The sequence below is a fragment of the Vibrio sp. TRT 21S02 genome, assembly GCF_050113675.1.
Lineage (GTDB): Bacteria > Pseudomonadota > Gammaproteobacteria > Enterobacterales > Vibrionaceae > Vibrio.
The window spans coordinates 112,172-138,303 of the sequence record NZ_JBNJOI010000009.1 but is presented as its reverse complement, the minus strand read 5'-3'; the positions used below and the strand labels follow the sequence as shown (position 1 = coordinate 138,303).

Annotated in this window: 22 protein-coding genes; 9 read left to right on the top strand and 13 right to left on the bottom strand. The window is 42.6% G+C overall.

The window, feature by feature from the left end:
• Positions 1-108: 108 nt before the first annotated feature.
• Genes ACQEXU_RS13615 through ACQEXU_RS13580 form a run of 8 tightly spaced genes read right to left on the bottom strand, consistent with a single transcriptional unit; the run spans position 109 to position 9,744 of the window.
• Positions 109-1,188 carry a glycosyltransferase family 4 protein gene (locus ACQEXU_RS13615; protein ID WP_427011224.1) on the bottom strand — a complete coding sequence of 360 codons (1,080 nt, stop codon included), beginning with the start codon at positions 1,186-1,188 and terminating at the stop codon, positions 109-111.
• Positions 1,169-2,620 carry a sigma-54-dependent transcriptional regulator gene (locus tag ACQEXU_RS13610; protein WP_427011223.1) on the bottom strand — a complete coding sequence of 484 codons (1,452 nt, stop codon included), beginning with the start codon at positions 2,618-2,620 and terminating at the stop codon, positions 1,169-1,171. Before ACQEXU_RS13610 ends, ACQEXU_RS13615 begins: the two co-directional genes overlap by 20 nt.
• A gap of 28 nt (positions 2,621-2,648) precedes the next feature.
• Complete coding sequence (locus ACQEXU_RS13605) at positions 2,649-4,949, bottom strand: ATP-binding protein (RefSeq protein WP_427011222.1); 2,301 nt, start codon at positions 4,947-4,949, stop codon at positions 2,649-2,651.
• A gap of 32 nt (positions 4,950-4,981) precedes the next feature.
• The gene (locus ACQEXU_RS13600) at positions 4,982-5,776 is read right to left on the bottom strand and encodes a phosphate/phosphite/phosphonate ABC transporter substrate-binding protein (protein WP_427011221.1); all 795 of its coding nucleotides are present in this window, start codon (positions 5,774-5,776) and stop codon (positions 4,982-4,984) included.
• A gap of 11 nt (positions 5,777-5,787) precedes the next feature.
• Positions 5,788-6,477: a chromosome partitioning protein ParA gene (locus ACQEXU_RS13595; protein ID WP_367989173.1), complete on the bottom strand. Its 690-nt coding sequence runs from the start codon at positions 6,475-6,477 to the stop codon at positions 5,788-5,790.
• Positions 6,477-8,570 carry an SLBB domain-containing protein gene (locus ACQEXU_RS13590; protein ID WP_427011220.1) on the bottom strand — a complete coding sequence of 698 codons (2,094 nt, stop codon included), beginning with the start codon at positions 8,568-8,570 and terminating at the stop codon, positions 6,477-6,479. Before ACQEXU_RS13590 ends, ACQEXU_RS13595 begins: the two co-directional genes overlap by 1 nt.
• Positions 8,557-9,393 carry an OmpA family protein gene (locus ACQEXU_RS13585; protein WP_427011219.1) on the bottom strand — a complete coding sequence of 279 codons (837 nt, stop codon included), beginning with the start codon at positions 9,391-9,393 and terminating at the stop codon, positions 8,557-8,559. The genes ACQEXU_RS13590 and ACQEXU_RS13585 overlap by 14 nt, the downstream gene beginning before the upstream one ends.
• A gap of 30 nt (positions 9,394-9,423) precedes the next feature.
• Complete coding sequence (locus ACQEXU_RS13580) at positions 9,424-9,744, bottom strand: STAS domain-containing protein (RefSeq protein ID WP_367989087.1); 321 nt, start codon at positions 9,742-9,744, stop codon at positions 9,424-9,426.
• Positions 9,745-10,107: 363 nt separating this feature from the next.
• On the opposite strand from ACQEXU_RS13580, the gene wecB reads away from it, so the two are divergent.
• From wecB to ACQEXU_RS13550, 6 genes are all read left to right on the top strand, one after another.
• A complete protein-coding gene (wecB, locus tag ACQEXU_RS13575) occupies positions 10,108-11,181 on the top strand; it encodes a non-hydrolyzing UDP-N-acetylglucosamine 2-epimerase (RefSeq protein WP_427011218.1) in 1,074 nt (357 codons plus the stop codon).
• A gap of 393 nt (positions 11,182-11,574) precedes the next feature.
• Positions 11,575-13,782 carry a glycosyl transferase family protein gene (locus tag ACQEXU_RS13570; protein WP_427011217.1) on the top strand — a complete coding sequence of 736 codons (2,208 nt, stop codon included), beginning with the start codon at positions 11,575-11,577 and terminating at the stop codon, positions 13,780-13,782.
• Position 13,783: 1 nt separating this feature from the next.
• Positions 13,784-16,855 carry an NfrA family protein gene (locus tag ACQEXU_RS13565; RefSeq protein ID WP_427011216.1) on the top strand — a complete coding sequence of 1,024 codons (3,072 nt, stop codon included), beginning with the start codon at positions 13,784-13,786 and terminating at the stop codon, positions 16,853-16,855.
• The gene (locus tag ACQEXU_RS13560; protein ID WP_427011215.1) at positions 16,777-17,688 is read left to right on the top strand and encodes a DUF4434 domain-containing protein; all 912 of its coding nucleotides are present in this window, start codon (positions 16,777-16,779) and stop codon (positions 17,686-17,688) included. The genes ACQEXU_RS13565 and ACQEXU_RS13560 overlap by 79 nt, the downstream gene beginning before the upstream one ends.
• 10 nt (positions 17,689-17,698) lie before the next feature.
• Entirely contained in the window at positions 17,699-18,424 is a 726-nt protein-coding gene (locus ACQEXU_RS13555; RefSeq protein WP_427011214.1) for a nitroreductase family protein, read from the top strand.
• A 118-nt stretch (positions 18,425-18,542) separates the two neighbouring features.
• Complete coding sequence (locus ACQEXU_RS13550) at positions 18,543-19,394, top strand: DNA ligase (protein ID WP_427011213.1); 852 nt, start codon at positions 18,543-18,545, stop codon at positions 19,392-19,394.
• Positions 19,395-19,489: 95 nt separating this feature from the next.
• Here ACQEXU_RS13550 and ACQEXU_RS13545 read toward each other — a convergent pair whose 3' ends face one another.
• Positions 19,490-20,863 carry an MATE family efflux transporter gene (locus ACQEXU_RS13545; protein WP_427011212.1) on the bottom strand — a complete coding sequence of 458 codons (1,374 nt, stop codon included), beginning with the start codon at positions 20,861-20,863 and terminating at the stop codon, positions 19,490-19,492.
• 134 nt (positions 20,864-20,997) lie between these two features.
• On the opposite strand from ACQEXU_RS13545, the gene ACQEXU_RS13540 reads away from it, so the two are divergent.
• On the top strand, positions 20,998-21,612 hold the full coding sequence (locus ACQEXU_RS13540; protein ID WP_427011211.1) for a riboflavin synthase subunit alpha: 615 nt from the start codon (positions 20,998-21,000) through the stop codon (positions 21,610-21,612).
• Positions 21,613-21,659: 47 nt separating this feature from the next.
• Here ACQEXU_RS13540 and ACQEXU_RS13535 read toward each other — a convergent pair whose 3' ends face one another.
• Together ACQEXU_RS13535 and ACQEXU_RS13530 are read right to left on the bottom strand one after the other, a co-directional pair.
• Complete coding sequence (locus ACQEXU_RS13535; protein WP_367989097.1) at positions 21,660-21,863, bottom strand: CPXCG motif-containing cysteine-rich protein; 204 nt, start codon at positions 21,861-21,863, stop codon at positions 21,660-21,662.
• Between the two features lie 189 nt (positions 21,864-22,052).
• Complete coding sequence (locus ACQEXU_RS13530; protein ID WP_367989098.1) at positions 22,053-22,919, bottom strand: fructosamine kinase family protein; 867 nt, start codon at positions 22,917-22,919, stop codon at positions 22,053-22,055.
• 337 nt (positions 22,920-23,256) lie between these two features.
• On the opposite strand from ACQEXU_RS13530, the gene ACQEXU_RS13525 reads away from it, so the two are divergent.
• Positions 23,257-23,601, top strand: a complete 345-nt coding sequence (locus ACQEXU_RS13525) for a DUF3802 family protein (protein WP_367989099.1) — start codon at positions 23,257-23,259, stop codon at positions 23,599-23,601.
• On the opposite strand, the gene ACQEXU_RS13520 is transcribed toward ACQEXU_RS13525, so the two are convergent.
• Entirely contained in the window at positions 23,598-24,140 is a 543-nt protein-coding gene (locus tag ACQEXU_RS13520) for an NlpC/P60 family protein (RefSeq protein WP_367989100.1), read from the bottom strand. The genes ACQEXU_RS13525 and ACQEXU_RS13520 overlap by 4 nt on opposite strands.
• A 237-nt stretch (positions 24,141-24,377) precedes the next feature.
• Positions 24,378-25,166, bottom strand: a complete 789-nt coding sequence (locus ACQEXU_RS13515; RefSeq protein ID WP_427011210.1) for a sterol desaturase family protein — start codon at positions 25,164-25,166, stop codon at positions 24,378-24,380.
• Between the two features lie 78 nt (positions 25,167-25,244).
• Here ACQEXU_RS13515 and ACQEXU_RS13510 point away from each other — a divergent pair, with 78 nt between their 5' ends.
• Positions 25,245-25,985 carry a tRNA-uridine aminocarboxypropyltransferase gene (locus tag ACQEXU_RS13510; RefSeq protein ID WP_427011209.1) on the top strand — a complete coding sequence of 247 codons (741 nt, stop codon included), beginning with the start codon at positions 25,245-25,247 and terminating at the stop codon, positions 25,983-25,985.
• The last annotated feature ends 147 nt before the right edge of the window (positions 25,986-26,132 follow it).

The following is a 26,132-nucleotide window of genomic DNA, read 5'->3' as shown; positions in this document are numbered from 1 at the left end:
CCCTTGTTGTTCGCCTGATCTAAGAGATTGCAAAGTGAATGCCATAAATCGATTGATTTAACTTGTTGTTTTTATTTGCTTTGTTTTTATGAATAGAACTCAGGTAGGTTAATTCTCATTTTGAGAATCAGAAAGCGTGTTAGCGAGGAAACCTGCTGATGCATGTTTACGATAGATATGAGTAAGTTGTGGAATAACGGCGTCGACAGTGTAGTTTTTTTGCCAGGTATGCAGTGCTCGAATTCTCATCATCTTCTTGCTCGAATCCGATAACATAAACCAATGTTCAATGGCATTTCCTAATTCACGCCAATGCTCGACTAGGTAGCCATTAATGCGGTTTTCAAGAAGGGCGGGTAAATCACCCACTGAGGTTGCCATGACGATAATGCCGCGAGACATGGCTTCAAGTGCAGCCATAGGGAGACCTTCGAAACGGGAACAGATAATAAGAACACTGATATTTGGCCATACTTGTGCCATATCAGATTGATGGCCATGAAACTCTAAATTGCTGGGTTTTCTTACGTGTAGTGAAGCTTCCATGGGGCCTTCACCGTAACAATGAAATTTGTGAGTGGGTGAGGCTTTTGCGATATCAATAAATCGATCTGGCGCTTTTTCGTGGCTCAAGCGACCAACAAATGCGATTTGCAGTCCATGGGTCAGCGTTGGGTTTGGGTTGGAAACAAAGTTATTGAGTCGAAGTGAATGGCAAGGAAGCTTGCTTTGTATTTGCGAGCTGACAGCGATAACTTCGTTGGAAATAAAAGCGGTGCTACGGTCAATTAGGTCATAAAGCCATACTCTGCCTTTAGGAGTTTCACCGGCGTGAAAAGTTGAGATTTGCGGGGTATGTGTTTTTAGGTGGATCAGCTTACTTAATAAACTCGCTTTATAACCGTGGGAGTGGATAAGGCTAGGTTGATACTTTTCTACTGCCTTTAATAAACTCAGCAAAGGTGGAAGCCCTGTAAACTCCTGATTAAGATACAAGTATGGGATTCCACCTCGGTCTAGCTTTTCTTCTAATGGTGCAGGCTTTTCATAACGCGCAATAAAAATGACTCTGACTGGGTGGTTAAACTGTTTAAGCCCCAGAGATATTTCATACACATGGGATTCAATGCCTCCCATGGTGAGGCTATCTATCAATAACCAAATTTCATTAGGCTGGATTGCTTTCATCTTCTGCTTCCCAAGCCTGTTTTTTACGATAAACCGTTGAAGGGCTGAGTTCGAGTAAAACGGCGGCATTCAACACATTGCCATCACAATAATCGATTGCGCGTTGAATCGTCTCTCGTTCAATTTGCCACATTGGGCGAATCGGTGCATTGCTCTTTTCTGCAGAACTGACGGTTGGTTGCTCCGTTGGTTGAATAGGGGCTTGAACAACAAATGTTGCGGCAGTATTGCTCGATTGTGTTTTCGTTGTACTGCGCCCTTGGCGGTTAAGCATTTCCTCAGGTAGATGGGTTACTGAGAGCTTGGCTTCATTATTTAAAACCACAATACTGCGTATAATATTTTGTAATTGACGAACGTTACCGGGCCAATGGTAGCGTTTTAAAATCATGTCAGCATCTTTGCTGATGCTGCTGAATTTCTTGTTATCTTCTTTGGCGTATAGCTTTAAGAAATGCGTTGCTAGAGTAGTGATATCATTACCGCGCTCGCGAAGTGGCGGCATATTGATGGGCACAACATGTACGCGGTAATAGAGATCTTCTCTAAAGCGTCCTTCTTCGACTTCAACAAGTGGATCTCGGTTGGTGGCGCAAATAATGCGAACATCGACTTTAAGCTCTTTCGTTCCGCCTAGTGGCATAAAGGTTCCAGTTTGCAAAAAACGGAGCAGTTTTTTCTGCATTTCCAGTTCCATTTCACAAAGCTCATCAAGAAACAATGTTCCTCCATTTGCAAGCGAAGCTGCGCCTTTTCGGTCAGTTGTTGCTCCAGTAAATGCCCCTTTAACATGACCAAAAATCTCGCTTTCCATGAGATCTTTCGGGATAGCGCCACAGTTGATGGCGATGAATGGTTTATCTTTTCTAGGGCTTTCTTGATGAATAGCTTCTGCACAAACCTCTTTACCTGTGCCACTTTCACCAACGATAAAGACACTCGCATTGGTTGGGGCGACAGAATCAATGATTTTATACACCCCTTGCATCGGAAGGCTTGCACCAATAAATCCGTGGAAGCGGCTACGGTCAAACTTGTTTTCAATGTCTTCAACCAAGTGTTCTAGCTGCGCTTGTTTAAGGTGAACATTAATGGATGTTTTTAAACGATCGGCTTGGATAGGTTTTTCAAGGAAATCCTTCGCACCATTTTGTAATAAATTAACTGCAACATCGACTGAGCCGTGTGCTGTCGCAATTATGACAGCGGTTGGTACGTTATTTTCAACAATCCATTCGAGGATCTCTTCACCGGTCATATCGGGTAGTTTCAAGTCCAAAATAACCAATTGAGGCAGGTTGCGTTTTATAAAGGCAATGGCCTCTTGACCCGTCTCAACATGAAACAGGTCAAAAGGTTCATCTTTTACATATTGTTTGTACAAGATGGCTAATGAAGTGGAGTCTTCTACTAATAATACTTTGGCTCTCATACGTGTTTCCTTGTCATCTTGACGTTGACTAACGGTTTGAGTCTGGTGCCTCGACAAAACCTTGTTGTTTTCTTGTATCAATGGCTTTGAGCGACGCGTTTGCAACGGTTAGCAGTTTATCTTTTAATTGGTAAGCGAGTTCTTCTTTCCCCTGAAGACACAATGCTTCCATTTCTCTTGCGACCTCCGACAGCTTTCTGTTTCCAAGTGCGAGAGCTGAGCTTCCTAATGTATGTACTTCAAATTCCAATTTGTCTTTATCGTGTTGGTCGACGGCGACATTAATCGCAGCTAGCCGGCTTTCAGACTCTACAATGTAGTGTTCAATCAATTCAGGAATGACTGCAGCACAGGTGTCTTCAATCATTTGAACTAAAATAGTCTCATCAACGAGGTCATTTTTATCCATATTCGAATTATTCTCACTAGCTACATCATTAGTATTATCCAAGAACTCAATCTTTGGTGACTCTGTTTCTATATGCATGTTGATGAGTTCTTCTTGTTTATTTAAGAATAGATCCATTTTTTCAAGAAGTTGTGATAATCGAACCGGTTTTGATAAATAATCGTTCATACCAGATGCGAGGAATTGTTCTTTATCACCTGTCAGGGCATGTGCTGTTAGTGCAATGATAGGAGTATTTGCAATTGAAGGGTCGTCAAGCTTGCGGATGGTTTGGCACGCTTCCATGCCATCCATCAAAGGCATAGAGATATCCATGAAAATTAGATCATATTGGTATTTCTGAACTTGCTCCACAGCTTCAACACCATTGCCAACGAGATCAATATCAACGCCAGCATTTTTGAACATGTTTTTGATCACCAATTGATTAGCTTTATTATCTTCTGCTACTAGAATGCGAGCCCCAATAAAGTCACCATGCGCTATTTTAGGGACAGATAACGTTAGACTTTGATCAGCAATTTCAAGGCAAACTGTGAACGTGAATGTACTCCCCATATCAGGTTCACTGGTTACTTCTACACCACCATCCATCAGCTCACACAACCGTTTACAAATCGCGAGCCCAAGCCCAGAACCTTCTTGTGTTCGTGAGTAGCTTTGATCCACCATGGTGAATTCATCAAAAAGATAATCCATCGCATTTCTGTTAATGCCAATACCGGTGTCAGAAATACTGCAAGAGATAAGACAGTTATTTCCGTGGGTTTCAGCTGAGACTTTGACCGTAATACCGCCTTGTTGGGTGAACTTGAATGCGTTTCCAATCAAATTGTTCAGTACTTGTTTCACTCGGTTTTCGTCACCAATAACACCACTTGGCGTACTACCATCAACATAACAATGGAGGATAAGATCTCGCTGTTTTGCTATTGGGCCAAAGCTGTCTACCACGCTTTCGACACAATGGCGAAAATCGAAGGGTTTAGACTCTAAAAGTAGGGTGCTGGATTCCATGCGAGTAAAGTCGAGGATGTCGTTAATCACCGACAATAAAAAGTTTCCAGACTCGGTTCCTGTTTTGATGAGCTGTTTTTGTTCTCGGTTTAATGGTGTTTCTTCGAGTAAATTCATAATGCCTAGAACGCCATTCATAGGTGTTCGTATTTCATGAGACATCGATGCTAAGAAACGACTTTTAGCTAAACAGGCATCTTCAGCCTCTTGCCGAGCTTGCTTTAGTTCTTGATAACTTTTTGATAATTTGCCGGACATTTCGTCAAACGCACGCGCAACGTCGCCGAGCTCATCTTTTGAGTCGTCTTTTAACTGATATCCGGGGCCGCGTTCACTGACAGTTTTCGCCGCTTTAGTTAAACGAATCAAGCTTTTAGTTAAGTATGAACCGAGGAAAAGCGAAAAGATGGCGACCAAAAAAACTTCAACGAACGCGATACTAACAATAGATTGCTTTGCCTGACTGAGCATTTGATTGATGGCCGACGTACCAAAGCCCATGTCGATATGACCATAGACGGTTCCATCACTGACAATGTCGACGCGCTTATCAAATATCCCATCGGAAACGGCGTTAAGGTTATGGTCTTCTTCCATTTGTCTAGCGAGTAGGTCTTTATCTCCAGCGCACGCCATGTCTTTCCCTTGGCGAGTGATCCGAACATACAATAAGTCTTCCAAACTCATAATTTCATTGACCATGTCATCCAGCGTTGCGAGGTCAGTAGAGAGCACCGCATCTTTGGTGGCATGAGCGAACATGTTTGCTGTGGTATTTGCACGTTGAATCAAGTGCTTTTCACTTGCGTCAGATAGAAAAGACATGGCACTGAAGACCAATAACATCAACAACACAATCTCAATTGACGCAATACCTATGATGGTTTTTGCTCTGAATGACATAACGACCTCCTAGACAAACAAGTGCCTACGTATTAATTGAGTAAGTTGATATTCAATGACCGCACGTCTTGCCAATCGCTATCCGTTGCAGACTCAAACCCTTTGATTTTTAACGTATCAAGGATTGCTTGGTTCTGTTTGGTATCAGCCAGCTCAGTCAGTGCCTGCTGAACGAGCATCAAAACATCGACGTCCATGCGTGGATGAACCGCAATGGCATGCGGTGTATAACCTTCAGTCTGAAAAATAGGCTTAAGCTGCGAACGTGTTTCTTTATCTAGAGATTTGAATGTGCGGATCACACCACCTCCGGCCGGGAAAAAACCGCGCGCAACCGATAAATAAACAGAATCATGCGAACTAACATAATTGGGTGTAAAGTCGACTCCGGCTTTGATGAGGTGGTCACGCGTTAAGATGGATGCGGCAAAGGCGGCAGGAGACGGAAAAGCAAGGGTAGAATCTTTCAGCTGTTCTAACGATGTTATTCCGCTGTCTTTTCGTACCACGATGATGCCATGAATCTGTTTATCTTTTGCTTTCGCAATTGCTTTGTAGCCCGGGCTACTACTGAATGTGGTGTAGTGATAGGGGTTCATATAGGCAATGTCGTAACTGCCTAAGCGAAGCTGCTCTTCGAACGTGGGGATGTCTTTTGCTGTCGAAAAGACAAACTGATGTCCCGTTGCGTTTGAAAGATAATCTGTGATTGGCGTCCATTGCTGTGCAAGGCGGGTAGCGGATTGCTGTGGAACAACACCAAAGGTAAATGTTTTCCCCATAACATGGGTAGTAAAAGCAATAAGTAATAAGAGAAGCCATTTCATTGTGTATTCTCCTAAGCGGATTGGGAGAGCATTTCGATAGCCGTTAAGCGCCTTTCTATCGAAAGTCTAAGTTTCTGAGGAATTAACCGTAAACGACGTAATTCGCGAATGATTTCTTGCGCAAGTGTTGGTTGGTCTTTGACATTTAATATGGTGCCAAGTAATGAAATTCGTTCAGATTGGAGAAGTTCGACCGCTTTAGTTAATTGCGAGGAGGTGGTTGTGCCACCACGAACGACCAAAATGGTTTTGTCACATGCACTTGCGACGCTCTGCGCTGGAATATTGCCGCGGTTGATCTTGAGTATGGGGGAGGTATCGATAATGACGCGATCAAATCGTGTTAACCATAATTGAACCGCTTTTTGCAGATTGTTAGGGTCTTTGTACGCAAGTTGTGTCGAACGATCCGTCGGTATGGTTAAGCCGGTAAAAAGCTGATGTGTTTCTTTGTGTTCGACCCAATGTTCTTCTGTATCCCCAATCACCATGTCTAATTCTTCAAAAGCTGGGTGCAGCATATTAAGGTCAACAAGCAAAGTTTGATGACCAGCTAGCAAGTAACGTTCAGTCAATGCGGTTGCGATTGACGTGACGCCGTCACTGGCTGAACATCCAGTGATGCATACTGAACGACAATGGTTCATTTCAGCGGCCAAATAAATTTGTTCTATCTCGGTGTGAGTTGCAGGAATCGGCATCATAACGCTCCTATAAGCACGATGGTTGTCGCTAGGCGAAGGATGTCCTGTAATCCGACACGTGCTTTTTCCATAAAGCTGTCATTTTGATCAGGGATGTAGATTGTGTCGCCAGCACGAAGCACAGGCAGATGGTAAATATTGGCGGTCTTACTAAATTCTATCAGGTCAAAAGTGCGTGCCTGTCCTTGGCAACAAGACATATTTACGATCGAGATCTTTTCAAGATAGGCTCTATCGTTTGGTCCTCCGGCTTCTGCCAAAATATCGAGAATGGTCATGTTGTCGTTAAAAACGTAGCGGCCAGGGTTATTGACGGCACCTAAAACACGAACCGTGGATTCTTTAGAGCGATCAAGCCAATTTTTATTTTTTTCAGGAATGTAAATGGTGTCGCCCATAGTGACATTCGGAAGTAAGTTTTCATCTCCGGTTTCAAAATACAGCGACAGGTTGAGCTTACTTACTTGTGAGTACGTTTTATCACGGTGAGTAATGCGAATATTGTGTATATCTGCATCTTTTGTCGGCCCATCTGCTGCGGATAAAATATCAAGGAAGTGCATATCTTTGGTAAACCGATAACGCCCTGGGGCATTGACCTGACCAAAGACATAAATTGATGCATCTGAGCTTTGGCGTACCCACTGAGATTTATTGTCACTGGGATCTTGTGGTAAATCATGAATGCGAACGATAGAACCAGCACTGATTTGAGGAAGTTCTGATGAAGGGGCGCCTTTGATAATAAAGTCGTCCAAATTAAATACGACCATTTTTCCAGTGTGAGTTACAACTTCAATTTTTGAGGTGTCAGCCCTGAGTGTTGGCCCACCAACGTGTGCGAGAAGATCGATCAGATCCATTTCATCCGACCATTCAATTCGCCCAGGACGAACCACTTCACCCATCACGCTGACGGCGCGATCAGGCGATATTTTTAACCACGACTTTTCATTCATGTCTGTTTTTTCAGGAACAAAAATCGCGTCACCCGACTTTATTTGAGGAGGCTTGGTGCCGTTCAACCCTTCAGTGTAAGCAGTGAGATCAAATCGAATCACTTTGCCATTGGCTTTTAGCACACGGATTTGACGTGATTCCGCAAATCGTGTCGGTCCGCCGGCATTCGCAAGTATGTCCATAAACGTTGCACCTTTGTTACCTTCGTAAGCTCCTGGATGTGCAACTTCCCCCATAATATAGACGGTATTCGCCCCAGATTTAATCTCTTCTTCTTGTTTGGGTACAAATACTGTGGTGCCCGGAGTGAGTGTGGGCAGTAAAGACTCATCACCACTATCGAGGTACTGTTTTAAGTTAAATAGCTGTGGTGTGTTATCACTTATCACACGGATTTGTTCAACACTGGCATAGCGGGTGACACCTCCCGAGCGCATCAAAATATCAACGAGGTCAGTATTGTCCTTATAACTAAATGAGCCAGGTGCATTCACTTCACCAAACACTTTAATCGCTCGACGGTTGTCGGCGCTGTCGCCCGAATTGGCAAGCTTCGCAGCATCAAATTGCTGCTCAATATTGCCAACCAAAGGGGAGGCAGGAACAAACAGAGTATCGAGTGATTGCAGCGTTGGCAGCATAGAGTCGTCACCGGAATCTAAAAATGCTTTGTAATTGAACCGCTGTTTTTGTCCGCCACGTTTTAAGAACATATTGTCTAACTGCGCACCTGAGCGCAGTCCGCCAGCTGCGTGCAACGCGGTTTGGATATCAGTCGATATTGGTAATGTGTATTCACCCGGTGCATTGACATAACCCTGTACGGAAATCAAAATTTGTTGTTGCGCGATAAACACATCGGCATTGGTGATGTCACGAAACACTTTACTTAATGCTTCTTTTACACTGGTTTCGAGCTGGTTCTCGTCATAACCTGCAACGTATATTTGCCCAACTTCCGGCAGAGTAATACGGCCACGCTTGTCCACTTGAAACCCTTTATTTAGTGCTTCTTCTCCGGGCAAATTGACTTGCACCAAATCACCGACTTGTACTTTGGTTTCTTGGGCTTTTACTGTATTAACATAGCCAACAAAAAGGATGACCAGAATGAGGTTAATCCATTTCATAAAAGCCTCCTTGCGAATGGCTCGCTGAATTGTCTTGAGTAGATATGATTTCAATGCTGACTCGACGATTGGTTAAGCGGGTAGCATCAGAATCCCCTTCGAATAGCGGTAGTGAAGCACCAAGTGATTGAGTCGTGATTCGGCTAGGTGATAAGCCAAAGATCGTAAGGTAGCGTTTAACTTGCTTAGCTCTTTCCATCGCTAATTGCTGGTTATACTCTTCACCACCAATCGCATCGGCATGTCCAGTAACACTCAAATTCAATGTAGGATGCTCACGAAGAATGTGGGCTGATTGGGCAAGGTGTCCCATATATTTAGGATTAATTTCAGTGGAATTAAATGCAAATTGATTATCGACATTAAGCAGATTAAACAACTGGTCGATAACAGCTAACTGCTGCGTTAACTGAAATTGGTTTGTTGGCGGAGTGCAATTTGCTTGAGATGTTACATAGTCCAACTGTAACTCAAGTTGATTGAGGCGTTTTCTTTGAATAACCAGATCGTTCGCCGCATCTAGCAACAATCCACCTTCAAGTTCGCGTGCAATGCGATTTTGTTTTTCTATTGCTTGTACAACTGCAGCGGGGAAACACCATTTTGCCCCTTCACGAATTAATGAATCCAGATGTAATTTTGCTAACTTCCAGTCAAACCGCAGACCGTGTTCCGGACCTAATGGCTCATCAGGCATCACAGGAGAGAAACTAGCGTCTGCATAGTGTTCTGCTAAGCCACCACGCCCTTGCGGTGCGTGGCTCGCACAACCTGCTAGGTAAAATGAAGCCGCAATTAGGGCTATGTAGTATAGAGTTCGCATGCCAACTGTCCTTGTTAGTGATCGTTATTATTAGTGTGTTCTGGAGTTCACTGGAATCGCTTGTCCGATCCGCAATAAGTTGATGATTTCTAAAGGCTGACCAGTCACATTTTCTAGTCGCATATTTCTTTCGCGTTCGATCAAGCGCTTGTAGAGATAAACAAGTGCGCCCACACCTGAAGAATCTAAAAACTCAACGTTACTAAAGTCGATTTCAATTTCTTGATGGCAATCATTGGCAATGACATCGTCGATATGAGGTTGGGCATCACGGCTACCATCAGCATCCAAATTTCCATTAATCATTAAAGTCAGGATGGTGGTGCTTGCTTCGATCTGTTTAAGTTCCATAGCGCTTCTCCTTTTTGTTTTCTCAAGTAGTGCAGGAGCTATGCCAAATGAAAAGTGAACAAATAACAGGTGCTTATATGCTCAGTTGGCAGATTTCTCAATTTGAAAGATGGTTATTCTCAAATTGAGAATGAATCTGTGAACGTTAATAAGATTGACTCATAAATTAGACGCAAAAATGAAGGCGAGTCTTAATCTTAATTGATTGAATTTTATTGCTATTGTTAATGAGATGGTGAGTGTTTAATCAATAAACTTATAAACAGGGTCTTGTATTATAACTTTCACTGTCACAGTATTTATGTCCTAGACCCGCACACAAGAATTGTCTTTATAGAATAATATTCTTTAAAAGGAAAGCTAATGGCTAAAGATGTACTGATTGTTACTGGCACTCGTCCAGAAATTATTAAGATGGCGCCAGTTTATAAAGAGTTCAAAGCTCAAGGGTATTCCATTGAATGGTGTCACACAGGTCAACATGACACGTTGGCAGAACAAACATTTGATGTATTTGGAATCGCTCCTGACTACGTTTTTTCTCGACCTGAAGGGAATGGTTTAACGAATTTGCTGGCTGGTTTGATGAAAAATATTGAATCTGTCATACAAGCCAAGAAGTTTGATTGTGTGTTGGTCCATGGAGATACAAGTTCTACATTAGCAGGTGCGCTGACCGCTTTTTACAATCAAGTGCCTTTTATTGGGCATGTAGAAGCAGGACTGCGTTCGGGCAATATGCAACATCCTTTCCCTGAAGAATCTAATCGTACCTTGGTCGCTCAAATAGCGAACTTGCACTTCGCGCCTACAAAAGCGGCACGAGATGCACTGTTGCGTGAAGGGATACCACACGAACATATTTTGGTTACTGGAAATACCGCGGTTGATGCGCAGCAGTATTTACTTGATAGCGGAAAGATCATCAAACAAGAGACTAACACAGTACTTGTGACCGCTCATCGTCGCGAGAACTGGGCGTCGATCCCTACGATTTGCTCAGCAATTAAAGCGTTAAGTGCACAGAAACCGGAATTGGAATTTGTACTAGCCACACACCCGAATCCAGTGGTTAAAGAGGCCGTACTATCAAATGCAAAAGATTGCCAAGCGATCAAAGTAGTAGAGCCATTGGATTATATGGAGCTTCAACAAACACTGGCTCAAGCAAGGTTAGTATTGACCGACTCTGGCGGTATTCAGGAGGAAGCTCCAACCTTTGGAACTAAAGTGGTTGTTTTACGTGAAACGACTGAACGGCCAGAAGCTGTGAATATGGGGCTATCTCAACTTGCGGGTGCGACGGATGTAAATCGAATTTTAAATTCAGCATTAGCGCTCATGGATGAAGGGAATGATCCTCAAGCCATAAACCCATATGGCGATGGTCAATCTTCAAGCAGAATCGTAGAGCAAATAAAGCTACTGCTAAACTAATGTTCTAATGAAATTGGTTTTTATCATGCTTGATGATGCAGTGTTGGTGGTTATGAATAATGCTGATATATGGGTTTAAATTATAATTTAATTCTAATTTGTGACATAAACACAAAATTACTTGTAATCTTTGGGTGTATATCACAGAATGTGACGCTTCTTTAGAAGTGGCTAAACTTACGTTTCATGTAATTAGATCAACGATAAGGTGATTCAACCTAAGTTTACATGGAAATATGATTGAGTGAAGTAAGTTGACATACCGTTGGGTCAAAAAGATTCAACAAGATGTGTTGAAAGCGTTGTCAATGTGTAATCACTCATGCTTATAAGCAATGGATGCTTGGTTTTAGTGCTGTTGTTGGGTGATTAAACTAGACTAGCGGGCAATCAATGAGCGTTTTCGATATATTTGTTGTTTACTTATTTGGCTTAAAGTATGTGCTGTTTGTCATCATGGTTGCATTAGCTATTTGCGGCCTTGATGACCTCATTATCGATATTTACTATTGGTGTAGACGGTTTTGGCGAAGAAATACGGTTTATAAAAAATACGACCGTAAACAAGCGGCAGACCTATATGGTAAAACAGAGCAACCGTTAGCGATCATGGTTCCTGCTTGGCAAGAGCATGGTGTTATCGGCAAAATGGCTGAGCTGGCTGCTTCTCGTCTTGATTACGAAAACTATCAAGTCTTCGTCGGTACCTATCCAAATGATCCTGAAACCCAAGCCGATGTAGAAAAAGTTTGTGCAAGGTATCCCAACGTCCATAAAGTGGTTTGCGCACGTCCAGGGCCAACGAGCAAAGCAGATTGTTTAAATAACATCATTGCTTCTATTATCGAGTTTGAAAAAAAAGCGAAGGTCGAATTTTCCGGCTTTATTCTCCATGACTCCGAAGATGTTCTTTCGTCAATGGAGCTACGTTTATTCAACTACTTACTTCCTGCCAAAGATCTGATCCAACTTCCAGTTTATCCATATACCCGAAAATGGTATCAAATGACGCCAGCACACTATGCTGACGAGTTTGCCGAGTTGCATGGTAAAGATGTTGTTGTACGTGAAGCGATAGCAGGTCAAGTTCCCAGCGCCGGCGTGGGTACCTGTTTCAGCCGCCGTGCCGTTTTGCGCCTTCTGGTTGAAGGTGATGGCCTTCCATTTGATGTGCAATCCTTGACAGAAGATTACGATATTGGTTTTCGCTTGAAACAATGGGGAATGAACGAAATTTTCGTTCGTTTTCCTGTTATCGATAAAGAACAAATAACGCTGAAAGAGGAAGCGCTAGGTGTCTCTTTGCGTGAAGGTAGCGTGGTTTGTGTAAGAGAATATTTCCCTACAACATACTCAACAGCAGTAAGACAGAAAAGCCGCTGGATCATTGGTATTGTGTTTCAGGGAATGAAGAACCACAAGTGGACCAAAGACTGGAAAGTGAACTATTTCTTGTGGCGAGACCGTCGTGGACTTATTAATAACACGGTTGGTTTTATTGCAATGCTGTTGCTGATCCAACTGGTTGCATTGTCTTTATATAGCTTGTTTGTGGAAGACAGCTATCGTTTTATGTCAATAATCTCAGAAGACCCAACCACAAAGGCTCTGTTAACGCTTAATTTTTTCTTGCTAATGAATCGACTGACGCAACGGTTTTATTTTGTCAGCCAATATTATGGTTACTTAGAAGGAGCGTTATCGATTCTTCGTCTCTTCTGGGGCAACATTATTAACTTTTCCGCTAACCTGCGTGCTCTTCGTCAAGTCATTCAACAAGGCGATCCTCGTCGTGTTGCATGGGATAAAACTACTCACGACTTTCCTTCAGTATCCACAGAGGTACGAAAGAAACCATTAGGGCAAATTTTAGTGGAGAAGGGATGGATAGATGAAAAAACATTGAATGATGCTGTGATTAACTGTCCTAAATATCGGCTCCTTGGCATGCATTTAGTCACATCTGGACTTATTACTAACGAGCAATTAAGCCGTGCGATAGCCAACCAATGTGATGCGGAATTTTTAGCAAGTGATCCGTTTTCATTGGATGGTCATACCGTTAGTCTTTTGCCAAAGAAACTGGCTTTGAAATATTCAGTGCTTCCTATTGCAATGGAAAGTGAAACACTTGTGTTAGGCAAAGAATCCGCCCTTAGCCCGGTGGCTCATGCAGCAATCAAAAGACGCATCAAATGCCCTGTAAAGTGGGTGATCACAACCAACGGTTCGGTGACATTAGGTCTACGCTATTGGTATTTGGATAGAAAGCTGCTCAATCCCAAAATAGCATTGAAAGCGGAGTTTGAGCGTAATGTTTTTTCTCCTGAGCAATGGGCCAGATTATACGACCACTATTTTGCTAGCCAATCACAACTTGGTTCTTGTTTATTGTCAGCACGCTTAATTGAACCCGCTGTGTTGAATCAGGCTATTTTGGCATTTGAAACAGAGGATGACGTAAGTTTAGGGCAATTTCTTGTTGAAAGAGGGTATGTAACTAGTGACGCCTTAGAACAAGCATTGATGTTACAAAAACAGCAACAAATGCCATTGGAACAACTTGTAGAAACATGCATCAAACAACCGGAATTGAATTAACATGAACACACGAGCCAAATATTTGCTTGCTCTGCTTATGATCCATCCGGTGATGGACGTTCATGCAGCGACACCGAATGATATTTATGCTGATTTATCCGACTTCCAACACTTTCGTGTCTACCCCTATGTCGATAAAGCGTTTGAGCGTGAGCAAAATAAACAATATCTCCAAGCATTAGATGAAATTGAGCAGGCGATGGCCATTGTGCCTGATCATGTTCCTTTCATTAAATACGCTTACACGCTGAGTTTGCTTGCGAACAAGCCCAATAGTGAACTTGAAGCACTGTTAAAACAGATCCCCGCGTCTGAACGTGGTGATCTTTTACTCGAACTTCGTCAAAAAGAATCTCAAGCTGGGGAACTGTATACTCCTCATGAAGTGAGCATCCTGACCAAAGGAATGACTGAAAAACAAATTAAACGTTGGTTTATGAATCACGTTTATATGATTGAACGTGTCAAAGGGAAAGGGGCTGCATTGCAATGGAGTATCTCTCAGCCGATACGTTATAAATCAATCGACGCTTTACGCTTCGAAGCTTACGCGTCATACGAGAGTAAGCAGCTCCCACAAGCGATTTCCATACTGGAAGGTTTTAGAGCGAAGCAGTTAGAGACAAAGCAAGATTTGCGCTTCTTATCTTATATGTACTTGGACCTTGGCCAATACGGCAAGGCACTTGCTCTAACTAAAGACAAGCAAGGTGAAGCACTCTATGAAGACGTTCAAACGGCTTACATTAGTCACTTAATCTATGAAAATAAGTTAGTTGCTGCGAAGTCAGCCCTTGAAGAACTGGCCAAGCGTTCAGAACTTAATTCAGAGCAACAACATACATTCGATTACCTCAATAGTTTTAATGAGCTTCAGTTAAGCAGATTAGAAAAAGAGCGAGTGGTCATGAACGACTGCTTGAAAGAGGTCATCACGTTGGCTGATTCAGGTAAGCGCACGCTGGCACTCAAACAATTTTCCTCATGCAATCCTAATTTAAACTCATCGTCATGGTTAATCATGGCTGAATCGTTAGGCGCATATCGAAATTTGCAGGCGGCTCGATTTAAAACACCGCGCCTTGAGAGTCAGCGTAAACAAATTCTAGCCAATCACTATAAAGCAAAGGGTAATTGGCAAGGTGTGAGTGAACTGTTCGCCGAGCCTACCAATACTGCTCAAAGGCTTGAGCTTGCGAATGCTTATCGTCATCTAGGGGATGATTTTAATGCATCTAAGGCTTATTTTGATGTTTATCGTCATACAAAGAAAATCAAATACTTAGATCGTTCTACGTATCTGCTGCAACAAGCAGTAGTTGATGAAGAGAAGCAAGCATCAGAATTGGCAGAGCAATCGAATGTCGGTATGCACAAGACGCCACAACGTTTTTTTGCAAATAAACAGTTACTCAACCGCGTAGCAGAGGCTGTGTTGCAAAAGCCAGAGCTATTTCAACCGAACGACATTGCTCGACTCAATATGCATTTGGCTAAGAAAGCACAAATCAACGCTGCCATTTGGCAACAAGCGGATGCATGTAACGTACTGGAACCACACTTTGCGACTGACGCATTCAGCCGAAAAGCTGAAGCACATTGCTATGGAGAGAGTAGTCCATTAGTTGCGGCGTCAATGTACGAACAGGCTGTAGCAGCTCAGGAAACCATATCAAATGCTGAGCACTTGCAACTGGCAACATGGTATGCGCAAGGACAGCAACACACTAAAGCACAATCTCATTGGCAAATGGCTGATAATTTAAGCAGTTACGATTACTACTTATATGCTGATTCTCTTTATCAATCGGGTCAGTATCAAGAAGCCAATCAAGTATGGCAAGACGCAGCAATTAATTCTGATAACGCACAATGGTGGTTGTTGGGCGTTAAAATTGCTGAACAGTTAGATAATTCGGAACTTCTAAGTCACCGGTATCAACGTGCTTTGGCGCAATCACAATCCGGTGAGATCGCGGCAGAAGTTGCAAACTATTACCTAGAAACTGAACCAACTCAGCTGCCAACTTACGTCAATGATGTTATTAAGAGTGATAACAGCGGCCATATCAGTGCTCAGTTGGGTTATCTATTATCACATTCTCATCCAACGCTGGCGGTACAACTTTTAGAAAAAGCCCATGAGTTTCCAGCTTATCGTGATGACGTGAATCTTATGAGTGAATACGCGCGTTTATCAGCAGATAATGGTCAGCGAGTTAAAGCGTTAACATTATATGAAGCTGGCATTGATGAACTTAACGTAAGACCTGAAACCGAAAAAGAAATCGCGCAAAAAGACTACCTACAACGTGCTCATCGAGATGTTGAGCAGGGATGGCGGTTTGCTATTTCAGGTTGGGCTGGTGACAGCTCAGGCAGAATCGCTCCTGGCTACACTGGTCAAACAGGTAACTACTTTGTCATGGAAGAAGCAAAATATTATTTCGATCAGCCATGGGTTCCAGGATTAGCTTTTTCCGCGACGGCGCTGCATAGTGGTTTGTTGGAGCAAGACCAGTCATGGTTTAACAGCCAAGTGGATATTGGTATGCAGCTTCAACCACTCAAGAATTGGAGTTACTATCTTAAAGCAGGTGTTGTTCAAGACGTATGGAATGACGACGGTGATTTCGATACAAGCGGTTATGTTCGCTTTAGCGCCGACGTTTTTTCTAAAGATGACTGGAGCAAAGCATGGCAACCAGATCGAGACATGTGGCTGTACAATTCTTTATATGTTGATGCGACCCAATATATCGATGAAGAGAAAGACTACTTTCTCTTTGCCCGTTACAATATCGGTGAGACTTTTAAAATATCTGACAATCACCGCCAACGTGTCACCCCATATGGCTTTGGTCAATGGAGCTCGATTAAGAATTCCGACTCACCGGATAAAGACAAACGGTTGGGATTAGGGGTCTCTTGGACTTGGGAATGGTTTAATAGTGCGTACGATGGGTACTCAGTCGTATCGGAAGTGGGGTTAGAGTGGCAACATATCAACGAAAGCAATACGCTAGAAGGGCATGGCGACTCCTATCTTCTTCGTTTCTCATCTTCATTTTAAGCGGATGTAATCAGCACTCAGAAAGCCCTTCAGGGGCTTTCTACCAGCCTTTAAATCAAGATAAAACACTGAAACAACAAGACTGGCTCTCTATTGCAAAAACAATGGAGCGCTATGAGCTGAATCAGGTTGTGGTCCAATGGACTCAATATGGTGATGAAACTTTCGGTGGTCCATCCGGTTGGTTAGCTCAAAATCTAGAAACATTGATCGACAATGATATCCAGTTATGGCTTGGACTATATTCCGACCCAAATTATTTTAAGCGGATCCACGCTAGTGTTGAGCAGCAACAGCAATACTTAACACGTTATTTTGAAGAGTTAGAAAAGAGTTACCAACGTTGGAAGCCGTGGATAGATCAACATCAGCCAAAAATTAACGGCTTATACCTACCACTTGAACTGAGCGACTATGACTTTGTCACGCAGCAGCAACGTGACTTAATTACCAATGTATTAGCGCAGCAGGTAAAAAAATACCCGATGCCTTTGATGGTCACGCTTTATCTTGCCGCCAATAACGACTCTGATGTCATTAGCAAGTGGACTAAAGAAATAAGGCAAGCAGGAATTACTCTATACATTCAAGATGGTGCCGGTACACAAAGCTTGAGTGATGAGCAGCGACGCGATTACTTAAATTCACTGTCATGCGAAACTGGGTTAGTTAGGGAAGTTTTTGTGCAAGAGCAGCAATCAAGTCAGTTTGTAGCCAAGAAGATGAATAAGCAGGCGTTTCTGAAACTTGTTACCCAGCAAAGCTGTCACAGTAGTATACTGTTCTCCCTTCGGTATTTCCCCGATAACAATCCACTTAAGTTAGTCAAATAACGGAAACTCAATGACATCATTTTTTTCTTTTGAACAGCTGGTTCACGAAAGACGTTCTGTACGTAAATACGATTCCAATGCAGAGTTTAACCATGAGCACGTCGCACAAGCACTTGAGCTAGCAACGCTGAGCCCGAATAGCAGCAATATGCAGATGTGGGAGTTCCATCGAGTGATCAGTGAAGAGAAAAGAACAGCGTTGGCCGACATATGCATGGGACAAAATGCAGCGAAAACGGCAAATGAGCTCGTTGTATTTGTCGCGACACCACATAACTGGAAGCAGCGCGCAAACTACAATGCATCTATTATCCGTAATGCTTTTACGGGACGAGAGGATGCAACTGCGAAACGTGCGCTGAAATACTACGAAAAGTTAATTCCTTTCGTATATAGAAATGATGCATTGGGCATATTTGGTCGTATGCGACAGCTGTTTTCCGCATGGGCTGGGCGCAAGAAACCCATGTTTCGTGAAGTGCGTAAACAAGATCTACGTGTATGCTTGCACAAGAGTGTCTCCCTAGCAGCGATGACATTTATGTACGCAATGCGCGAAAAAGGCTACGACACATGCCCGATGGAAGGGTTTGATTCGAAACGAGCTAAGAAGTTACTCGGGTTAAAGCGCAGTGATCAGATTTGCATGATCATTAGCTGCGGTGTTCGCGCTCAAGACGGTATTTACAGTGAGCGTCATCGAGTTGCTAATGACAGCGTGATATTTCAGCACTAATACCATGTTAAAGAAATCTGTGTACTTTAAGATTTAGGTCGAATTGGTTATGTCTAACTATTGAATCTGTCTTATTTGTGAACGTAATGTAATTGCAAGCCTATGAAATGGATTTTATATGCAGTTACGTCTTTCTCTTATCGCAGCCAGTATGATGGCTGCAAGTGTTACTCAAGCACATTCACCTCACGATGATTTACTCCCTCCGTTTATTGCTAAAGCAAAAACGTATCAAGAGGGAGTGGCCGTCACCGAATATTGGAAAAGTGAAAAACTAGACGGTATTCGTGCAATATGGACGGGTTCTCAACTCGTCACGCGCGGCGGTAAACCCATCATGGCACCAAAATGGTTTGTCGAACCATTACCACAGCATCCGCTAGAAGGGGAGCTATGGGCTGGTCGCGGTAACTTTCACTTAGTGCAACAAACCGTGCTAGATCAAAAACCGGTGGATGCTTCTTGGAAGAAAATTGATTTCATGCTGTTTGATATGCCCGGCGCTGCGGGAGACTATCAAAAACGCTACTACAACTTGATCCACTTTGTGAGTAAAGCGGCTTCTGATCATATCAAGTACATTGAACACACGCCGATCGTTTCAGAAAAAGAACTCTTTTCCCATTTAGATAGTGTTGATGGTGCAAAAGGAGAAGGGTTGATGTTAAGAAAGATCACGAGCCGATATCAAGCGGGGAGAAGTAGTGATCTATTAAAACTAAAGAAACATCAGGATGCGGAAGCGACGGTGATTGGGCATAAAGTCGGTATGGGTAAATACAAAGGAATGATGGGAGCATTGTTAGTAAGGTTGGACTCAGGCCTTGAGTTTTACATTGGCAGTGGTTTTACTGACATCCAACGGCAAAACCCACCACCATTGGGTAGTACCATCACCTTTCGATACAATGGATACACTCAAAATGGCATACCAAAATTTGCTCGTTATCTACGAGAACGGCCGGAATAACACCAACGAAGAGATATTTCTAACTGAAGTGAAAAATTTATCTTACATAATGAAAGAAGATGAAAGGCCAGCAGTTTGCTGGCCTTTCATCTTGGTTACTTTAAACTCGCTAGAGCAAGTTGAGCTTCATCGGGTTGACGATGCATCCATCTTAAACGTAAGCCAAGCATGATCGCGGCAGATGATAAACCAATGATAAAGCCATACCAGAAACCATGAGCACCCATCGGTTCTACAATCCAATCCGTCATACCGAGAATGTAGCCGCAAGGTAAACCTAAAATCCAATACGCAATGAAAGTACGATTAAAAATCGCGGACATATCCTTGTAGCCACGAAGCGCACCAGCGGCAACCACCTGAATTGCATCTGTACATTGATAGACTGCCGCTAGCAATAATAATTGCATCGCTAATTCAATCACGGCTCGGTTGTCTGTATACAAATAAGAAACTTGTTCACGGAAGAGAACAGTAAGCAGGGCGGTACATAGTGACATTGCTAATGCGACCATAAGAGCAACGCGAGAAGCCACTCTTGCACCATCAACATTGTTTTCTCCAAGACGATGGCCAACGCGAATACTTGCAGCCGCACCCACACTCATCGGTAACATAAACACCAAAGATGAGAAATTGATAGCAACTTGGTGTGCTGCAACGACCAATGAACCAAGTGGTGCAACGAGAAGAGCGACGACTGCAAATAAGGTGACTTCGAAAAACAGAGCAGCAGCTACTGGGAAGCCAAGCTTAAACAGTTTGATTTGTGCTTTTAATTCGGGGCGATGGAATTGTCCAAAGACTTTGATATGTGCCAAGCGCTTTGAGGTGAGCACATAAAAGAGCAGCATAAAAAACATTAGCCAGTAAACAATTGCCGTAGCAACGCCACAACCCACACCACCCAAAGCAGGTGCTCCAAACTTGCCGTAAACAAAGATCCAGTTAAGTGGAATATTGATCATTAAACCGATGAACCCAATCACCATTGCTGGTTGGGTTAGTGACATACCGTCGGTGAAACTACGTAAGGTTTGAAACAACAAAAATGCAGGTACCGCAAACATCACTGCGTGCATATAACCAATGGTTTTTTCGGCCATCAGAACTTCTACATCCATTAAGCCAAGGATTGTTTTCGTTTGGAATAATACGGCAATGGTTGGTAAAGAAATCACCAATGCTAGTGCGGCACCTTGTTGAATTTGAAATGGAATTTTATGTTTTCGACCAGCGCCATTCAGCTGCGCAACAACAGGAACTAATGCCATTAATAGTCCAACACCAAATAAGATGGAAGGTAGCCAAATGCTCGCGGCAATAGAAACCGCAGCCATGTCAGTCGCACTAACACCACCGGCCATGACAGTATCTACAAACCCCATACCAGTTTGCGCCACCGATGCGATAAGTACCGGGGTGGCGAGTTTTATCAGCTGAGAAGCTTCTTTTTTATAACGATGCACGTTGTACTCCAGAAAGTGAAGCGTAAAAGGATAGAAAACACAGGGTGAAAACGAAGTTTTAACTAACTGATGTTGTCGCGCATGATAAAGAAATGTCACACTAAGTGCCATGACTTAATGATGGAAAAAACAGAATGTTTACGGGAATAGTACAAGGCACAGCAGAATTGGTCGCAATCAATAAGAAAGAGCGCTTTCAAACGCATACTATCAGGCTCAACAACACCATGCGAAGTGGATTAGAAATTGGGGCTTCAGTCGCTCACAATGGTTGCTGTTTAACCGTAACGCACATTGACGGAGACTTGGTAGATTTTGACTTAATGCAAGAAACGCTCAAGCTGACTAACCTTGGTGCTTTACAGGTTGGAGAGCATATTAACATCGAACGTGCGGCTAAGTTTGGTGACGAAATTGGCGGGCACAGCATGTCTGGCCATATTAGTTTAGTCTCGACTATTGTCGATGTGATTGATTCTCCGAATAACCGTACGATTTGGTTTGAAGTTCCTCAGGAAGCCATCAAGTACGTGCTTGCCAAAGGGTATATCGGCTTAGATGGTTGCTCACTAACCATCGGAGAAGTAAAAGGTAACCGCTTCAACGTTCACTTGATTCCAGAAACATTGCAACGAACCTTATTTGGTAAACGTGCGGTTGGTGATTTGATTAACGTTGAATTTGATCCGCAAACTCAAGCGATTGTAGATACAGTTGAGCGTGTATTGGCCGCAAGGCAACCAGAATGAAAAAAGCGCGTCACTAGGACGCGCTTTAATAACTGCAAACATGGACGTTAGAAGATTTGTTCATCATCTGCATCGATATAAAGTTCAATGGAATCCATCTGCTCATTGACCGTCATATTAAGATGAATAGCGTTACAGCAAGCAGGGCAATCATCATAAAACTCTTGGCTACCGTTTGAGGCGTCGAGAGTGATCCCAATAGAATGTCCACAATGTGGGCAAGTCACCATTTTCTCTGTGTAATTTCGCATATCTCTCTCCTTACGTCCTTGATGAGATACTTCAATCATAAATTGCGAAGTTACTAATGGTTGTGAATTAAGTATAAAGTTTGACTGTAAACATAAAAAAACGGGCTTCTTATTAAGCCCGTTTTTAATATGAAACAAAGTATAAACAAGATGAATAAAAAACAAACACACTCTAACTTTTAAGACGTTTCAAATCGTCAAAATCTTATTCACTGCACGTTCTGCCATATCAAGATAATGCCCACCAAACAAATTGTAGTGATTTAAGACATGGTAAAGATTATAAATGTCCTTTCTTTCTTCATAGCTCGAATCTAGTGGCAAGATACTTTGGTAGCCTTGGTAGAATTCAGGAAGAAAACCTTGAAATAGCTCAGTCATCGCAATATCACACTCTCTATCTCCCCAATAACTGGCTGGATCATAACAAATGGGGCCAAAAGCAGAACAAGCAACATTGCCATTCCATAGATCGCCATGAAGCAGTGAAGGGCGGGGAGTGTGCGATTGTAAGCGATCTTGAACTAAGCGCGTGAAGTCGCTGATATCAACCAGCTCAATACCTTTCTCTCGCATCAGTTGCAGTTGCCAACCAATACGCTGCTCTGCAAAAAAGCGTGACCATTTCTTGTCCCACTTATTAGGTTGAAGTGTGGAACCGAGATAGTTATCAAAGTCAAAACCATACTCTTTCTGCTCACCCCAAGCATGCAGGTTTGCCAACTGTTGACCAAATAAATAGCTTTGTTTTGGATCATCCATTGGCTTTGTTGGAAGGTAATTGAGAATAAGAAATGAATGTTCTTTAGACTTGCCCACATGAACAAGTTCGGGAAGGGATACGGTTGAGCTTTTTCTTAACGCTTTAATGCACTCGGCTTCAGCTTCAAATCGTGAAATAAAGTCGCGCTCATTAATCTTGATAAAATAACGTTGCTCGCCATCACTGATCATATAGCAGTTGCTTATATCACCGCCATGTACCTTGACCTTCTCAGTAATATCGAATGAAAACATTAGTGTTTCTGAAAGCTGCTTAGAGATAGCTTGCCACATAGTTCACCCTGTCACCGTAATCGACACAGTGTTTAGTGTAGGACAAGTATTTAGAGATTTCTGGAGTATAGTGCAAAGATTTCAAGTAATTGACGAAAAGTTGCTCGTGATTGAATAGGTCCGGCGCCAATTTTCTAAGAAAAAAGCATGAAGGTTGATCTTTCTTACCTCAAACGATTTGTTTAACTGATATATTGGACATTAAATACTCAAATTTGTGGCGAACAGGCGAAATTCACAACAACTCGTTTCGCTTTGCTTGTGAAAACTTCTTTATATGTCTTAGTATTAATGAAGACGTAATAATAAAGAACCAGAATTTCGATGGAGAGGTACTGTGGTTGTAGAAACAGATGGCTATCTTGCACTTATTGAGCATTTAGCTTTCAATCTTGATGTGTTTGCAGCGGACGATAGCGACACAGGTAAAGAAAGTGTCGAAGACGTAGTTACGGATATGGTAGCCAGTAACATCATGGCAATTTTTGAACAAAATCCGGAACTGCACTCCAGCGTGCGTTTTCAATTATTGAAAGAAGCGGATTCTGTTGTTGAGGATTTGGGGGAAGTGCTAGCGGGCGTATGGGGTAAGCCCGCTACGAATGAACAAATCGTTTTCTTAGATGAATATATCGCTTTAGTTAAAAATCTATTTGATACTGCAGTCGCGAAATACGATTAATCAGCGAGAGGCGGGTGCATCATTACCCGCCTAAACTGCCAGAATTTTGAAGCCCAGTATGGGTTGTCCAACCTAGAAATTATCACTCCTTTCGATGTAGACACGTGCATAAACTGCTTATCGCCGAGATAAACTCCGACATGGCGATCTGTGCGTGATGTTCTGAAAAAAACCAAATCGCCACTTCTCACATTATCGTAATTTAGTTGTTTACCGACTTTCACTTGAGAGTAGGTCGTCCTTGGTAAAGACATGTTCATCGTTTCACGATAGGCTTGCTGAACGAACGCAGAGCAGTCAATGCCGCGTTTGTTTTCTCCCCCGAAGCGGTAAGGAACACCTTCCCAACCTTTAAAAAAGTGAAGAAAGCTACTGGTTATGCTTTGATCTTGGGGTAAAGGCGATCTTGCCTGCTGGAAATGAGCGAGCATTTCCTCAGGACTTTTCGTATTTGCCTGCTCATCTGAGCTAATACTGCTACAACCGGCAAGCGTGCCTAATAAAAAAAGGCAGGTAATTCTCAATCTATTTTTCTTCATCTAACTGGCAGTCTGTGCTTATCAAGCTATTTAATTTTTATTTTCGAACCCAAGCTTTTATGACAAATAATAATTACTCAAGTAGTCGTTAACCATAATGTGATATTCGTATAGTGTCATGTGCCGAGCTCACGCTTTTAACTTCGTTTCCGTTTTGATACATAGTTTCTGATAGATGCGACAAAGACCATAAAGATCAAATACATAAAATTTTAAATCTATTAATGATCTTCATGATTATTGATTGCGAAACGGTTGAGTCAGCATTTTATCAAGCCATTGCTCGCGTGCCGTTTGAAAAAGAGGAATGCCGATTTTCACTTTCTCATGGCCTTCTTTTGGTTGAGCAATATAAGTACCAAGCCATCGATCCCAAACTGATAAGAAGAAGCCAAAGTTCGAATGTGTCTCACGTGTAATGATAGAGTGGTGGACTCGATGCATATCAGGTGTTACGACTACCGTTCTCAATACTCTATCTACTTTAACTGAAAGCTTCGCATTACTGTGATTAAACATCGCACTACCGTTAAGCACAATTTCAAATATCACCACAGCAAGAGGGGAAATCCCCAGCGCAACTACCAAACCAATTTTGATCCACATCGAGATAAGGATTTCTATCGGATGAAAACGAGTTCCCGTTGTCACATCGATGTCTTGGTCTGCATGGTGCATGCGGTGGAGACGCCATAATATTGGAACCCGATGAAAAACAAGGTGTTGTAGATAAATAGCAAAGTCCAGTAAGACAACCGCCAACGCAACTTCAACCCACAGTGGAAGTGCCACATAGTTAAACAACCCGAGTTGATTTTGGCTGGCATTACTTGCCGCCTCAAACGCTAACAGTGGCATCAACAACGCTAAACATAGAGAATTTAAGCCGACAAGCCCCATGTTGTTTAGCCAGCGATTTATCTTACTTTGTGTAAGTTGCTTTCTTGGGCAGCACCATTCCCAAATAGCACAAAGAAAAAATAGCGCGAGAAAAAAGCTTAACCTTATGAGTTCAGGGTTTTGCATCGTTTAATACCGTTCGGTGTTGCAACTCTAGCCACTGTAAGTACAATCGCGTTCGTTTTCCAGCCATTAAGTAATGTTATGAGAATCCACGCTTTCCATCATCTTTACCAACACCGTTTATCACTTTCAACCAAACCATTTAATGCACGAGGCTGCAAAGTGGAAAGGTGTGGTTACTGTCAGGTTTCATTAGAACACTGTTTATGCTCCATCCAGCCAGATATTGAAACCAGTGTGGCTGTTATGTTGATTGTTTCCGAGAACGAGGTCTTCAAACCGAGTAATACCGGTAGACTAATTGCCGATGTGGTGAAAGAGAGTTACGTTTATCAGTGGAGCCGTACTGAACCAAATGCGGATATGCTGAGCTTATTGACGAATGAGAATTACGCACCGATGCTGGTTTTTCCTGAAGACTACATAGATGACAAGCAAAGATTGCTGACTCACAACCCCATCACGGTTGAGCAAGGGCGAAAACCTCTATTGATTTTATTGGATGGCAGTTGGCGAGAAGCAAGACGTATTTACAGAAAGTCAGCCTATTTGGCATCTCTACCGGTGATTTCGATCACGCCACAATCAATATCACAATACATGATGCGTAAGTCAGAAAACGAAAATCACTTATCTACCGCAGAAGTGGCTTCTTTGGTACTTAAACAAGTAGGAGAGGCTCATGCAGCTTCAACATTAGAACTGTGGTTTGAAACTTTTCGGGAAAGCTACTTACTGAGTAAAACTCGCATAAAACCTGACTTGACCAAACCAGCCCTAAATCGCTATCTCGCAGCAAGAGAAAACGCGAACTCCTTCTAACAATCAAGCAAAGATTGCTGGCGACTTAACCACTTAGCACTAAATACGAGATAAATCTGTGTTATGTCACGGATTGTAGACAGTTCAATATGGATAATGCCTACTAGATTAGGATTTGAAATTTATTGAATAATTTTCCGGGAGAGT